Origin of the sequence: Pseudomonas chaetocerotis (genome assembly GCF_015712105.2) — a bacterium.
Taxonomy (GTDB): Bacteria; Pseudomonadota; Gammaproteobacteria; order Pseudomonadales; family Pseudomonadaceae; genus Aquipseudomonas; species Aquipseudomonas chaetocerotis.
This window is the reverse complement of record NZ_JACFYX020000005.1, coordinates 301138-314040: the sequence shown is the minus strand read 5'-3', so window position 1 is coordinate 314040 and position 12903 is coordinate 301138. Positions and strand designations below refer to the sequence as shown.

Annotated in this window: 11 protein-coding genes; 6 read left to right on the top strand and 5 right to left on the bottom strand. The window is 63.0% G+C overall.

Going from position 1 to position 12903, the window contains the following annotated elements:
• Window positions 1-215: 215 nt before the first annotated feature.
• A complete protein-coding gene (locus tag H3221_RS11535; protein ID WP_196476980.1) occupies window positions 216-1370 on the top strand; it encodes an L-talarate/galactarate dehydratase in 1155 nt (384 codons plus the stop codon).
• Window positions 1371-1373: 3 nt separating this feature from the next.
• Here the strand turns inward: H3221_RS11535 and H3221_RS11530 are convergent, their stop codons facing one another.
• The 5 genes from H3221_RS11530 to H3221_RS11510 all read right to left on the bottom strand — a co-directional run bounded on the left by H3221_RS11530 (window position 1374) and on the right by H3221_RS11510 (window position 6963).
• Entirely contained in the window at window positions 1374-2279 is a 906-nt protein-coding gene (locus H3221_RS11530; protein ID WP_196476979.1) for a LysR family transcriptional regulator, read from the bottom strand.
• A 173-nt stretch (window positions 2280-2452) separates the two neighbouring features.
• Complete coding sequence (locus H3221_RS11525) at window positions 2453-3973, bottom strand: tripartite tricarboxylate transporter permease (RefSeq protein ID WP_196476978.1); 1521 nt, start codon at window positions 3971-3973, stop codon at window positions 2453-2455.
• A gap of 9 nt (window positions 3974-3982) precedes the next feature.
• Window positions 3983-4489: a tripartite tricarboxylate transporter TctB family protein gene (locus H3221_RS11520; protein ID WP_196476977.1), complete on the bottom strand. Its 507-nt coding sequence runs from the start codon at window positions 4487-4489 to the stop codon at window positions 3983-3985.
• A 66-nt stretch (window positions 4490-4555) separates the two neighbouring features.
• Window positions 4556-5533 carry a tripartite tricarboxylate transporter substrate binding protein gene (locus H3221_RS11515; RefSeq protein WP_196476976.1) on the bottom strand — a complete coding sequence of 326 codons (978 nt, stop codon included), beginning with the start codon at window positions 5531-5533 and terminating at the stop codon, window positions 4556-4558.
• 35 nt (window positions 5534-5568) lie between these two features.
• On the bottom strand, window positions 5569-6963 hold the full coding sequence (locus H3221_RS11510) for an enolase C-terminal domain-like protein (protein ID WP_224490556.1): 1395 nt from the start codon (window positions 6961-6963) through the stop codon (window positions 5569-5571).
• Window positions 6964-7025: 62 nt separating this feature from the next.
• Between H3221_RS11510 and H3221_RS11505 the strand changes: the two genes are divergently transcribed.
• The 5 genes from H3221_RS11505 (at window position 7026) to garD (ending at window position 12903) form a co-directional block, all read left to right on the top strand.
• The gene (locus H3221_RS11505; protein WP_196477223.1) at window positions 7026-7181 is read left to right on the top strand and encodes a hypothetical protein; all 156 of its coding nucleotides are present in this window, start codon (window positions 7026-7028) and stop codon (window positions 7179-7181) included.
• 330 nt (window positions 7182-7511) lie between these two features.
• The gene (gene kdgD / locus H3221_RS11500; RefSeq protein ID WP_196477224.1) at window positions 7512-8423 is read left to right on the top strand and encodes a 5-dehydro-4-deoxyglucarate dehydratase; all 912 of its coding nucleotides are present in this window, start codon (window positions 7512-7514) and stop codon (window positions 8421-8423) included.
• A 111-nt stretch (window positions 8424-8534) separates the two neighbouring features.
• Window positions 8535-9884, top strand: a complete 1350-nt coding sequence (gudD, locus tag H3221_RS11495; protein WP_224490554.1) for a glucarate dehydratase — start codon at window positions 8535-8537, stop codon at window positions 9882-9884.
• An 87-nt stretch (window positions 9885-9971) separates the two neighbouring features.
• On the top strand, window positions 9972-11324 hold the full coding sequence (locus H3221_RS11490; RefSeq protein WP_196475312.1) for an MFS transporter: 1353 nt from the start codon (window positions 9972-9974) through the stop codon (window positions 11322-11324).
• 22 nt (window positions 11325-11346) lie between these two features.
• On the top strand, window positions 11347-12903 hold the full coding sequence (gene garD, locus H3221_RS11485) for a galactarate dehydratase (protein WP_196475313.1): 1557 nt from the start codon (window positions 11347-11349) through the stop codon (window positions 12901-12903).

Below are 12903 nucleotides of genomic sequence, written 5' to 3'. Positions count from 1 at the left end.
CTCGGAGGTCAGGCGGAGCGGGACATATTCAGCGTAGACGGTGAATGTTGCAGATTTGTGAAACGTCTAGACGTGTCCGGCAAATGGCCATGAGCAGGCCAGGCCCTGGCGGGGATTCCGATGCTTGAATGATTGCGCAATCATCTTAATCTGGCTCGGGTTGTCCATCTTCGGCGGCCCATCGGGGCGCCGAGTTTCATCACGAGGAAGATGTCATGACCGATAACGTCGCTCCACGCGCCGACGACGACCGTATTACCTGGCTCAGCCTGCGCTCGGTAGCGCTGCCGCTGGCCAACCCGATCAGCGATGCCAAGGTGCTGACCGGACGGCAGAAGCCGATGACCGAGATCGCCATTCTGATCGCCGAGATCGAAACGTGCGATGGTCACCGTGGCCTGGGCTTCAGCTATTCCAAGCGCGCCGGTGGTCCCGGCCAGTTCGCCCACGCACTGGAGGTGGCGCCTAACCTGATTGGCGAGAACCCCAGTGATATCGCCAAACTCTGGGACAAGCTGTGCTGGGCTGGCGCTTCGGTCGGTCGCAGCGGCTTGGCGACCCAGGCCATCGGTGCTTTCGACGTCGCCTTGTGGGATCTCAAGGCGCGCCGCAGTGGCCTGTCACTGGCACGTTTGCTCGGCAGCCATCGCGATTCGGTACGTTGCTACAACACCTCCGGCGGCTTTCTGCACACACCGCTCGATCAGTTGCTGAAGAACACCGACATTTCCCGCGAAAAGGGCATTGGCGGTATCAAACTCAAGGTCGGCCAGCCCGACTGGGCGCTGGATATCCACCGCGTCAGTACCGTGCGTGAGCATCTGGGCGAGAGCTTCCCGCTGATGGTCGACGCCAACCAGCAATGGGACCGTCCGACCGCGCGGCGCATGTGCCGACGCCTGGAACCCTTCGACCTGATCTGGATTGAGGAGCCGCTGGACTGCTACGACGCGGAAGGCCATGCCGAGCTGGTGCGCCTGTTCGATACGCCGATCGCCACCGGTGAGATGCTCACCAGCCCGGCCGAGCACTGGGAGTTCATTCGCCAGCGCGGCGCCGACTTCCTCATGCCCGATGCGCCGCGTGTCGGCGGTATCACGCCCTACCTGCGCGTGCAGACGCTCGCCGAGCAAGCCGGCATGACCCTGGCACCGCACTTCGCCATGGAGCTGCACGTGCACCTGGCCGCGAGCCACACGCGCGAGCCCTGGGTCGAGCATTTCGAGTGGTTGGAGCCGCTGTTCAACGAGCGTCTGGAAATTCGCGACGGACGCATGTTGGTGCCGACTCGTCCAGGCCTTGGCCTGAGCCTGAGCGAGCAGGTTGCCGGCTGGACGGTGCAACAGGCGGAAGTCGGCAAACGCGCTTGAACGTCAGTTCTGCGGATAGATGTCGCGAGCGGCCTGGCGCACGGCAGCGATCATCGACGGCAAGGCAGGGTTGTCGTTGTCGTCGCGCCATACCAGATGCAACTCCCCGCATACGCCTGCCGGTAGCGGCAGGTCGCGGAAACGCACCTGCTCGAAGCGGATTGCACTGGCGCTGCGTGGCACCAGTGCCAGCCCCATGCCGGCATTGACCAGCGACAGGATGGTCAGGGTCGAGCCCAGCGCCTGAACGAATTCAGGCTGGATGCCGCTTGCGCGAAACAGGCCGGTGTGCAGTTCGTTAAAGGGCTGCCAGGCGGTATGCGCGTAAAGAATGAAGGGCTGACCATGGAGCATATCCAGAGTCGGCCTTGCGTGTTGCGCCAGCGGATGTCCGGCGGGCGCGGCCAGCACGAAGGGTTCGCGCAGCAGGCATTCGCTGATCAGCCCGGGTTGCTGCAAGGGCGCGCGCACGATGGCCAGGTCCACGCGCCTGGCGCGCAGTGCCTGCACCTGTTCGAAGGTGCTCATTTCCAGCAAGGCGATATCCACGCCCGGGCGTTCACGTTTAGCCTCAGTTATCGCGCGTGGCAACACGTCATACACCGCGCTGGCGACGAAGCTGATATTGAGCGCGCCACTTTCGCCGATGGCGGCCAGCCGGGCGCTCTGCGCGGCGCGGTGGGCCTGATCGAGCAGCGCCTGGGCTTCGACGAAGAAGGCACGGCCAGCCGCCGTCAAGGCAACCGAGCGGGTGCTACGGGTGAACAGGCTCACGCCAAGCTGATGTTCGAGCAACTGGATCTGCCGGCTCAGCGGCGGCTGGGTCATGTTCAGGCGTTCGGCGGCGCGACGGAAATTCAGCTCGGCGGCCAGGGTGGTGAAACAGCGCAGTTGAGCCAGGTCGAACATTGATTCATTTCAGGTATCAAACTAGTGGTTTATTAGATTAGACCTGGATCAATGAGCGCGTCCATTATCTTGCTCAAGCCGCTGCAGTGGCGTTGTAGAGGGCTGGAGACGAAAGAGGCGGGAGTCGGAAATGAACCGCCCCCTGAGCAGAGGGGGCGGCAAGGTGGTGGGTGTCAGGTGCGCAGGATTTCGTTGATCGCGCTGGGTTTGGGACGCAGCGCGCTGAACACCTGCCAGAGTATGAACGCCAGGGCCAGGCCGAGGAAGGTGCCGGCAATCGGATTGGTGAAGAACTCGGCGAAGCTGCCGTCCGACAGCATCAGGCCACGGCGCAGGTTGGTTTCCGCCATTGGCCCGAGGATGAAGCCGATGATGAACGGCGCCGCTGGCATCCCGGCCTTGACGAAGGCATAGCCGAGCAGACCGAACAGCAGGATCGACCAGACGTCGAACAGGCGGCTGGACAGGCCGAAGGCACCGACCACGCAGAGCACCAGAATGATCGGCAGCAGAATGTGCTTGGGCACGTCGAGCAGCTTGATGAACAGGCGCAGGCCGTAGAACTCCATGAACAGCATCATGCAGGTGGCGACGATCAGCGCGGCGAAGATGGTGTACACCAGCGGACCTTGGCTGATGAACAGTAGCGGGCCGGGCTGGATGCCGTGGATCAGGAAACCGCCGAGCATGATCGCGGTCACGGTGTCGCCGGGGATGCCCAGGGTCATCAGCGGCATCATGGCGCCACCGATACCGGCGTTGTTGGCCGTTTCACTGGCGACCACGCCGCCGATGTTGCCCTTGCCGTAGGTGTGACCGTCTTTCGCGCGCTTCTTGGCGATGATGTAGGACACCAGGTTCGAGGTACCGGCACCGATGCCCGGCAGGATGCCGATACCCAGGCCGATCAAGCCGGAGCGGCCAGCGTTGGGCAGTTGTTCGCGGAACTCCTTGAGCGAGAAGCCGAAGCCCTTGATGTTCTTCATGCTCACCGACCTGGCCTTGCCCTGCACGGCATGACGGCCGCTCTCGGCGAGCTTGATGATCTCGGCCACGGCGAACATGCCGATCATCACTGTCAGCATCGAGAAACCGCCGTTGAGCTCGCTGACACCGAAGGTGAAGCGGCGCACGGCCTCGACCGGTGCAATGCCGACGGTGGACACGGCGATACCCAGCGCACCGGCGAACAGCCCCTTGACCATGGAACCAGCGGATAGAGTGGCGATCAGGGTCAGGGAGAACACCGCAATGGCGAAGTATTCATGCGGGCCGAAGCTCAGGGCCACCTTGGCCAACTGCGGGGCGATGAACATCAGCGCGACGATGCTGAAGATGGTGCCGAGGAAGGAAAACACGATACCGACGCCCAGCGCCTTGACGCCGTGGCCCTTTTCCATCAGCGGGCCGCCATCGAACACAGTCGCGATCGATGACGGCGTTCCTGGAATCTTCAGCAGAATCGCCGAAATCAGCCCGCCCGAGGTGGCACCGATGAACAGCGCGACCAGCAGGGAAAGACCCGCCTGTGGGCCCATGGTGAAGGTCAGCGGCAGGCACAGTGCTACAGCCATGGTCGCGGACAGGCCGGGTACCGCGCCGAAGACGATGCCCATGGCCACGCCGACGGCCATCAGCATCATGATGTTGAGTGAAAAAACGGCACCGAAGCCTTGCTGCAGTAATTCGAGCATGGTCGATCCTCAGATGAAGTTGTTCAGCAGGCCAGCGGGCAGCAACAGATCGAAGGCCTCGCGGAACAGCAGGAAGATGATCGCAGAGCAGGCAACGGCAATCAGCAGATAGGTCAGGTGTCTGGCTTTCTGGTTTACCGGCGTCAGCACGAGGAACTGCAGATAGAGGTAAACCACGGTCATGATCGGGAAGCCCACTGGGCCGAGCAGGGCCATGTAGCCGAGGATCAGGCCGAGGGTCTTGAAGACGGTCTTGGGTTCTATGACTTCAGCCGGTTGCTCTTCAGCTTCTGTCGGCACCGGACTTGCGGGTTCGGCGGCAACCTTGGGTTTGGCAAAGGCGCTGATCAGTTGCATCACGCCAAGCAGAGACAGGAATCCGGCCAGCAGTTTCGGCAAAGTGGCCGCATCGACACCGTCATGGCCAGGCAACTGTTGCGCCATGACCAGGTAGGCAAGGCTGGCGCCGAGCATGGCGATGCCAATGATCAGTTCTTTTTTGTTGAGGGTGTTCATCATGTACCTCGATGTTCTGAGGCGCAGCCCCGGCCCGAATCGATCGGGTCGGGGCTGCGTTATGGCTTACTTGGCCTTGCGCAGCTCATCCTTGAACTGCATGAAGTCTTCGCGGGTCTTGGCCAGAATCTGCTTGGTCTCTTCGGTGCCGTAGAACGCGACCGGTTGCTTGAACTTCTTCAGGTCTTCGGCGTACCCAGGTTGCTCGGTGATCTGCTTCATGATGTCAGACATCTTCTTCACGATTGCCGGGTCGGTGCCTTTCGGGAAAGCCACGACATAGGGCTTGTCCATGGTGATGTCCAGGCCTTGCTCCTTGAGGGTCGGAACCTCGCCGAGCATGGCGTTGCGTTCCTCGTTGGGCTGGCCCAGTGCGACCATTTGCCCGCCCTGCACGTAGTCCTGTACGGAACCATAGGTGATGGCGCCCATGTCCAGACGACCACCGAGCATGCCGACCACGCGGTCGGATACGGTGCCACCGTCGACCATCTTCAGTTTGATACCGGTGAGTTTTTCCAGCATCAGGCCCTGGATGTGGGAGAAGCTGCCCATCTCTGTGCCGTAGGTAATGCTGCCGGGGTTGGCTTTCGACTTGTTCACCAGGTCCTGCATGCTGCTCACGCCGGATTGTTTGGAGGCAACGAATACGGTGCTCTTGTCGACGCCAGCGATGCAGGAAACATCGAAGGTCTCGAAGCTGTCTTCGGTCAGGCCGGCCACTTCGTTGACGATCAGCTGGCCCGGGTGGGTGAAGAGAATGGTGTTGCCATCCGCCGCTGCGCCCTTGACCTGTTCGGCTGCCAGGGTGCCACCACCGCCAGCGACGTTGGTCACCACCATGGTCTTGCCGGTGATCTCGTTGAAGTACTTGGCCATCATGCGGGCGTTGAAGTCGGTGTCGCCGCCGGGGTTGGCGATCACCACCACCTGGATTGGGCGAGTCGGCCACTTGACCTCATCGGCGAGGGTGGCGGCGTGGGTGACCAGGGCGCCGACACCGACCAGGGCAGAAAGGAGAGAAGCGCGGAATGTTTTTTTCATTGGAATACTCCGGTTTGGGATGAAAGCCGCGCGAGTCAGTCGCGGCCGAGGCTGGGACGTTTCGGGTCGTACTGCCAACCCGGAACCAGGTATTGCATGGCCATGGCGTCGTCACGCGCGCCGTTGGCCACCTTTTTATAGAGCTCGTGAGCGGCCATGATTCGCTCCATGTCCGGCTCGATGCCGAGGCCGGGCTTGTTGGGAACCTCTACCTGACCACCGATGATCTGCAGCGGTTCGCGGGTCAGGCGCTCTTCGCCTTCCTGCCAGATCCAGTGCGTGTCGATGGCGGTGACGCGGCCCGGCACGGCTGCGGCGGCATGAGTGAACATGGCCAGGGAAATGTCGAAATGGTTGTTGGAGTGCGAGCCCCAGGTCAGGCCGAATTCCTCACACACCTGGCCTAGGCGGACGGCGCCCTGCATGGTCCAGAAGTGCGGGTCGGCCAGTGGAATGTCCACCGCCTCGAGGCGCAGTGAGTGGCCCATTTGCCGCCAGTCGGTGGCGACCATATTGGTGGCGGTAGGAATGCCGGTGGCACGCTTGAACTCGGCCATCACCTCGCGGCCGGAATAGCCGTTCTCCGGGCCACAAGGGTCTTCGGCGTAGGCCAGCACATGGTTCTGGCCTTGGCACAGGGCGATGGCTTCATCCAGCGACCAGGCGCCGTTGGGGTCGAGGGTGACGCGGGCGTCAGGGAAGCGCGCCTTGATCGCGCGGATGGCATCCATTTCCTCGGCGCCACGCATCACGCCGCCTTTGAGCTTGAAATCGTTGAAGCCGTAGCGCGCATGGGCGGCTTCGGCCAGGCGGGCGATGGCCTGCGGTGTCATCGCGGCCTGATGGCGCAGGTGATACCAGTCGTCCGCTGAGCCTTTGCCGGCGAGGTAGGGCAGGTCGCTGCGCTGGCGTTCACCTATATAGAAGAGGTAGGCGAGCATCGGCACGCTGTCGCGTTGCTGGCCGCTGCCAAGCAGTTCGCAGGCCGGCACGTCCAGATGTTGGCCGAGCAGGTCGAGCAGGGCGGCTTCTACTGCGGTGATCACGTTGTCCAGGCGCAGGTTGATCTCGTGCGGCTGCTTGAGCACACGTGCCTCGGATTCGGATGTGACCTGATGCTGGGTGGTCTGTGGCCCTTTGGCCGGCCCGGCGATGGCCTGGCGCAGACTATTGAGGATGTGGTTGTAGCGGCCGACCGGTTGGCCGATCACCAGTTCGCGGCAGCGTTCCAGTGTCTGACGGATGCCTTCGCCACCGGGGACCTCACCACAGCCGATGCGTCCGGCATTGTCCTTGAGCAGCACCAGATTGCGGGTGAAGTAGGGGGCGTGGGCGCCACACAGGTTTAGCAACATGCTGTCATGGCCGGCAACCGGGATGACTTGCATCTCGACGATCTGAGGTGTGCTGTTGCGGGGGGCTTCGTACATCTTGGCAGGGGCTCCGGACTTGGTGCGGCCCTCGGCCGCAATGGCGAAGGTACGGTTCAGTCGTGCACCGGGATCAGGAAGCGATCCGCGCTGCAGCAAGCTTGAGCATGGGCAAGGATGGCAACGAAGCCAGTGCAGGCTGCGCCGTGCTGACGGGGGCTGGCAGCGATGTAACGATGCGCACGTTGGCAGCAGGTAGCGGCAGTGAAGGTCTGTGACATGACCTGGCCTCGTTTGTTTTTATTGGAATGTCATAAGTTGTCGTATGACTTGGTGAAATTAGTACCAGTCTGTTCCTGACCTGTCAACGCTGCTCATGACCAATGATGATTGCGCTGCCATTTCCGTTGGCGTGATCATGGAGCCTGCTCTAGTCTGAGCTTGGCGCTTGTGTAGCGGTTTTCTGGATAGGCGGGCGAGGGGAGGGAAATCTTCGACGAACGGACGATATAAAAACTGGTGTTTTTTTTGTTGTTGTACGATAACGTATCTCCACAGCTGCGGCTGACGCTATTCCTCACAACTCGCTTTACTAGGGTGTTCGCATAATGAATCCACAAGAACTTAAGTCCATCCTCTCTTCTGGTCTGCTGTCTTTCCCGGTGACCGACTTCGATGCCGCCGGTGATTTCAATCAGGCCGGCTACGTGCGCCGCCTCGAGTGGCTGGCGCCTTACGGTGCTTCCGCCCTGTTCGCTGCCGGTGGTACTGGCGAGTTCTTCTCCCTGGCGCCGGACGAATACAGCGCCGTGATCAAGACAGCCGTTGATACCTGCGAGAAGTCCGTGCCTATCCTGGCTGGCGTTGGCGGCCCGACTCGCGTTGCCATCCAGATGGCGCAGGAAGCCGAGCGTCTGGGCGCCAAGGGCTTGCTGCTGCTGCCGCACTACCTGACCGAAGCCTCTCAGGACGGCGTCGCCGCTCACGTCGAGCAGGTCTGCAAGTCGGTGAAGATCGGTGTGGTGATCTACAACCGTAACGTCTGCCGCCTCAATGCCAATCTGCTGGAGCAACTGGCCGAGCGCTGCCCGAACCTTATCGGCTACAAGGACGGCCTGGGCGACATCGAGCTGATGGTGTCGATCCGTCGCCGCCTGGGTGAGCGCCTGACCTACCTCGGCGGCCTGCCGACCGCTGAAGTCTATGCTGCGGCTTACCGAGCGCTGGGTGTTCCGGTCTATTCCTCGGCTGTGTTCAACTTCATCCCGAAAACCGCCATGGACTTCTACCGCGCCATTGCCGCAGAAGATCACGCCACCGTTGGCAAGCTGATCGACGATTTCTTCCTGCCTTACCTGGATATCCGCAATCGCAAGGCCGGCTATGCCGTGAGCATCGTCAAGGCTGGTGCCAGGATCGTCGGTTACGACGCTGGTCCGGTCCGTGCGCCGCTGACCGATCTGCTGCCGGACGAGTACGAAGCCCTGGCCAAGCTGATCGAAGCGCAGGGCGCGCAGTAACACCGCAGGTGGCCGCTCGCGCCTGCGAGCGGCTCAGTCGCGCTCCGGCAGGCCGGGAGCGACCGCGCTGAACCATTGTCGAACCCGCATAAGAACAACAGGGTAACGCTCATGACTTCACAGATTCCTGCCGCTGTCGGCACTCCGCTGATCACCGAGCTGCAAGTCGTACCGGTAGCCGGTCAAGACAGCATGCTGCTCAACCTGAGCGGAGCCCACGGCCCGTATTTCACTCGCAACATCCTCATTCTCAAGGACAGCGCCGGCCATGTCGGTGTCGGCGAAGTCCCCGGCGGCGAGGGCATTCGCAAGACCCTCGAAGACGCACGCTCCATGCTCGTCGGCCAGCCGGTCGGCAACTACAACGCATTGCTCAATCAGGTGCGCCGCGCCTTCGCTGATCGCGATTCCGGCGGTCGCGGCCTGCAGACCTTCGACTTGCGCATCACCATCCACGCCGTCACCGCGCTGGAGTCGGCGCTGCTCGACCTGCTCGGCCAGCACCTCGGCGTACCAGTCGCCGCCCTGCTTGGCGAAGGCCAGCAGCGTGATGCGGTGGAGATGCTCGGTTATCTGTTCTTCGTCGGTGACAAGGACAAGACCGACCTCGCTTACCGCGACGAGCGCGATGCCGACGATGCCTGGGAGCGTGTGCGTAATCAGACCGCGCTGACCCCGGAAAGCATCGTCCAACAGGCCGAGACCGCGCATGCGCGCTATGGCTTCAACGACTTCAAGCTCAAGGGCGGCGTGCTGCATGGCGAAGCCGAAGTCGAGGCAATTCGTGCCCTGGCCGCGCGCTTCCCCGAGGCTCGTGTGACGCTGGACCCCAACGGCGGCTGGTCGCTGGATCAGGCCATCGCCCTGTGCCGTGACCTGCATGGCGTGCTGGCCTATGCCGAAGACCCTTGCGGCGCCGAGAACGGTTATTCCGGTCGTGAAGTGATGGCCGAGTTCCGCCGCGCCACCGGTCTGCCCACCGCGACCAACATGATCGCCACTGACTGGCGGCAGATGGGCCACACCATCTCCCTGCAATCGGTGGACATTCCACTGGCCGACCCGCACTTCTGGACCATGGCCGGTTCCGTACGTGTGGCGCAGATGTGCAACGACTGGGGCCTGACCTGGGGCTCGCACTCGAACAACCACTTCGACATCTCGCTGGCCATGTTCACCCACGTCGCCGCCGCTGCACCGGGCCGAGTGACCGCCATCGACACGCACTGGATCTGGCAGGATGGCCAGTACCTGACGCGCAACCCGCTGCGTATCGAAGGTGGCCTGGTGCAAGTGCCGAAAACGCCGGGTCTGGGCGTCGAGCTGGACTGGGACGCACTGGCCAAGGCGCACGAGCTGTATCAGGCCAAGGGCCTGGGCGCACGTGACGACGCGGTGGCCATGCAGTACCTGATTCCGGGCTGGACCTTCAATAACAAGAAGCCCTGCCTGGTGCGCTGACGGAGTCGGTCGCCATGCGACCTTCCCGTTGAGTCGGTGGCCCGGTGCCTTGTGCCGGGCCTGTCGTCCCCTACGCGAGCTTTGCCGATGCCAGATGCCAAACCGGGGCGGGTGCGCTACAGCATCCTGCTGATGCTGTTTCTGGTCACCACCATCACTTTCGCCGATCGCTCCAGCCTCTCCGTCGCCGGTTCGGCGATGCAGGCCGGCCTGGGCATCGACGCGGTGACGCTTGGCTACATCTTCTCGGCATTCGGCTGGGCCTACGTGATCGGGCAGATTCCTGGCGGCTGGCTGTTCGACCGCTTCGGCACCAAACCCGTCTATACCCTGGCGCTGTTCATCTGGTCGGCCCTGACCCTGCTGCAGGGTTTCGTTGGCTGGCTTCCGACCACCTGGGCGGTGACCTCGATGTTTTTACTACGGCTACTGGTGGGTTTCGCCAGCGCGCCGTGCTTTCCCGGCAACGCCAGGATCATCGCCTCCTGGTTTCCCACCGCCGAGCGCGCCACCGCCACGGCCATTTCCAGTTCGGCGCAGTACGCCGCCACCGCGCTGTTTGCCCCATTGATGGGCTGGGTGGTGCAAACCCTGGGGTGGCAAGCGGTATTCATCGTACTCGGTTGCCTCGGTCTGGCGCTGTCATTGCTGTGGTTGAAGCAGCTGTACGGGCCACGCCAGCACCCGCGTATCGAGGCGGCCGAGTTGGCGTACCTGGAGCGCGGCGGGGCACTGATCGATCTCGAAGGGCAGCGTGGCAGTACAGGCGGCTCGCAGTGGCGATACCTGGGCCTGCTGCTGCGTCAGCGCACGATGATTGGCATCTATCTCGGTCAGTACTGCAACAACGCCATTACCTACTTCTTCCTGACCTGGTTCCCCGTCTACCTGGTGCAGGCGCGCGGCATGAGCATTCTCGGTGCCGGTTTTGCCGCTGCATTGCCGGCTATCAGTGGCTGTGTCGGCGGCGTGCTTGGCGGGCTGTTGTCCGACGGCATGCTGCGTCGCGGTCATTCGCTGACCCTGGCGCGCAAGCTGCCGATGGTGCTCGGCCTGCTGCTGTCGAGCAGCCTGATGCTGTGCATCTTCGCCGACAGCGACACTGCTGTGGTGGCGCTAATGGCCCTGGCGTTCTTCGGCAAGGGCCTCGGCTCGCTGGGTTGGACGTTGGTGGCCGACACCTCGCCACGGCAGATCCTTGGCCTGTCCGGTGGGTTGTTCAACACCTTCGGCAACCTGGCGGCGATCACCACACCCATCGTCATCGGCTACCTGGTCAGCCATACCGGTTCTTTCGATGCGGCATTGGCCTATGTCGGCCTCAATGCCCTGCTGGCGGTCGTCAGCTTCGGCCTGATCGTCGGCCAAATTCACAGGGTCGAGCTCGGCGCAGGAGGGGGCGATGATGCCACTCCCTCCAAGCCTGGCTCGGTATCCTGAACGCACAACAGGAGCACGCAGCATGCAGTTGATTCCCCATCAGGATTCGCCCCGCTACATCCGCCTGCACCCGACCGACAACGTCGGTGTGGTGGTCAATGACCAGGGCGTCGCCGCTGGCGGCCAGTTCGACGATGGCCTCAAGGCCGCCGAAGGTATCCCGCAAAGCCACAAGGTGGCGCTGGTGGACATCGCCGAAGGTGGCGAAGTGGTGCGCTATGGCGAGGTGATCGGTTATGCACTGAAACCCATCGTCGCCGGTAGCTGGGTCACCGAACAGGTGCTGCGCATGCCCGAGCCACCTGTGCTGGACAACCTGCCCAAAGCGACGATCAAGACCTCGCCCGGCGAGCCGCTGCAGGGCTACAGCTTCGAGGGCTTCCGCAACCCGGATGGCACGGTCGGCACGCGCAATATCCTCGGTGTCACCACCACCGTGCAGTGCGTGGTCGGCGTGCTCGATCACGTGGTCGAGCGCGTGCGCAAGGAACGCCTGCCCAAATACCCCAACGTCGACGATGTGGTGGCGCTGTCGCACAGCTACGGCTGCGGCGTGGCAATCAACGCGCCGGACGCCGTGGTGCCGATCCGCACCCTGTACAACATCAGCCGCAACCCCAACTTCGGCGGGCAGGCACTGGTGATCAGCCTCGGCTGCGAGAAGCTGCAGGCCAGCCAGTTGATGGATGGTGATCAGCTCACCAACGGCATGGACGAGGAGGACTGGCTGTTCCGCCTGCAGGATTCCGGCACCGGTTTCACCGGCATGGTCGAGCAGATCATGGGCATGATCGAGGAGCGCCTGAAGGTGCTCGATCAGCGTCGCCGCGAGACGGTGCCGGCTTCCGAACTGGTGGTCGGCATGCAGTGCGGCGGCAGCGATGCCTTCTCCGGCATCACCGCCAACCCGGCTCTGGGGGTGGCCGCCGATCTGCTGGTGCGCGCCGGCGCCACCGTGATGTTCTCCGAGAACACCGAGGTGCGTGACGGCATCCACTTGCTCACGCCGCGCGCCGCCAGCGTCGAGGTAGCCGATGCGCTGATCCGCGAGATGGACTGGTACGACCGCTATCTGTCGCGCGGCATGGCCGATCGCAGCGCCAACACCACGCCGGGCAACAAGAAGGGCGGGCTGAACAACATCGTCGAGAAGGCCATGGGCTCCATCGCCAAGTCCGGCAACAGCCCGATTGCCGGCGTCGTGGCGCCCGGTGAGCGCATCCGTGGCAAGGGCCTTTGGTTCTGCGCCACGCCGGCCAGCGACTTCATCTGCGGCACCCTGCAACTGGCGGCGGGTATGAACCTGCACATCTTCACCACCGGTCGTGGCACGCCCTATGGCTTGTCCATGGTACCGGTGATCAAGGTGGCCACGCGCACCCAGCTGGCCGAGCGCTGGCCGGACCTGATCGACGTCGACGCCGGGCAGATCGTCTCCGGGCATATGACCCTGGAGGAAATGGGCTGGCATATCTTCCAGCTCTACCTGGACGTGGCCAGCGGTCGCAAGCAGACCTGCGCCGAACACCTGCGCCTGCACAACGACCTGGTGCTGTTCAATCCGGCGCCGGTGACCTGA

Excerpts from the sequence above, each read along its gene's own strand:
- H3221_RS11535 (WP_196476980.1), top strand. The coding sequence starts at position 216 with ATGACCGATAACGTCGCTCCACGCGCCGACGACGACCGTATTACCTGG.
- H3221_RS11520 (WP_196476977.1), bottom strand. The coding sequence starts at position 4,489 with ATGAACACCCTCAACAAAAAAGAACTGATCATTGGCATCGCCATGCTC.
- H3221_RS11525 (WP_196476978.1), bottom strand. The coding sequence starts at position 3,973 with ATGCTCGAATTACTGCAGCAAGGCTTCGGTGCCGTTTTTTCACTCAAC.
- H3221_RS11530 (WP_196476979.1), bottom strand. The coding sequence starts at position 2,279 with ATGTTCGACCTGGCTCAACTGCGCTGTTTCACCACCCTGGCCGCCGAG.
- kdgD (WP_196477224.1), top strand. The coding sequence starts at position 7,512 with ATGAATCCACAAGAACTTAAGTCCATCCTCTCTTCTGGTCTGCTGTCT.
- garD (WP_196475313.1), top strand. The coding sequence starts at position 11,347 with ATGCAGTTGATTCCCCATCAGGATTCGCCCCGCTACATCCGCCTGCAC.
- H3221_RS11490 (WP_196475312.1), top strand. The coding sequence starts at position 9,972 with ATGCCAGATGCCAAACCGGGGCGGGTGCGCTACAGCATCCTGCTGATG.
- H3221_RS11515 (WP_196476976.1), bottom strand. The coding sequence starts at position 5,533 with ATGAAAAAAACATTCCGCGCTTCTCTCCTTTCTGCCCTGGTCGGTGTC.
- gudD (WP_224490554.1), top strand. The coding sequence starts at position 8,535 with ATGACTTCACAGATTCCTGCCGCTGTCGGCACTCCGCTGATCACCGAG.
- H3221_RS11510 (WP_224490556.1), bottom strand. The coding sequence starts at position 6,963 with ATGTACGAAGCCCCCCGCAACAGCACACCTCAGATCGTCGAGATGCAA.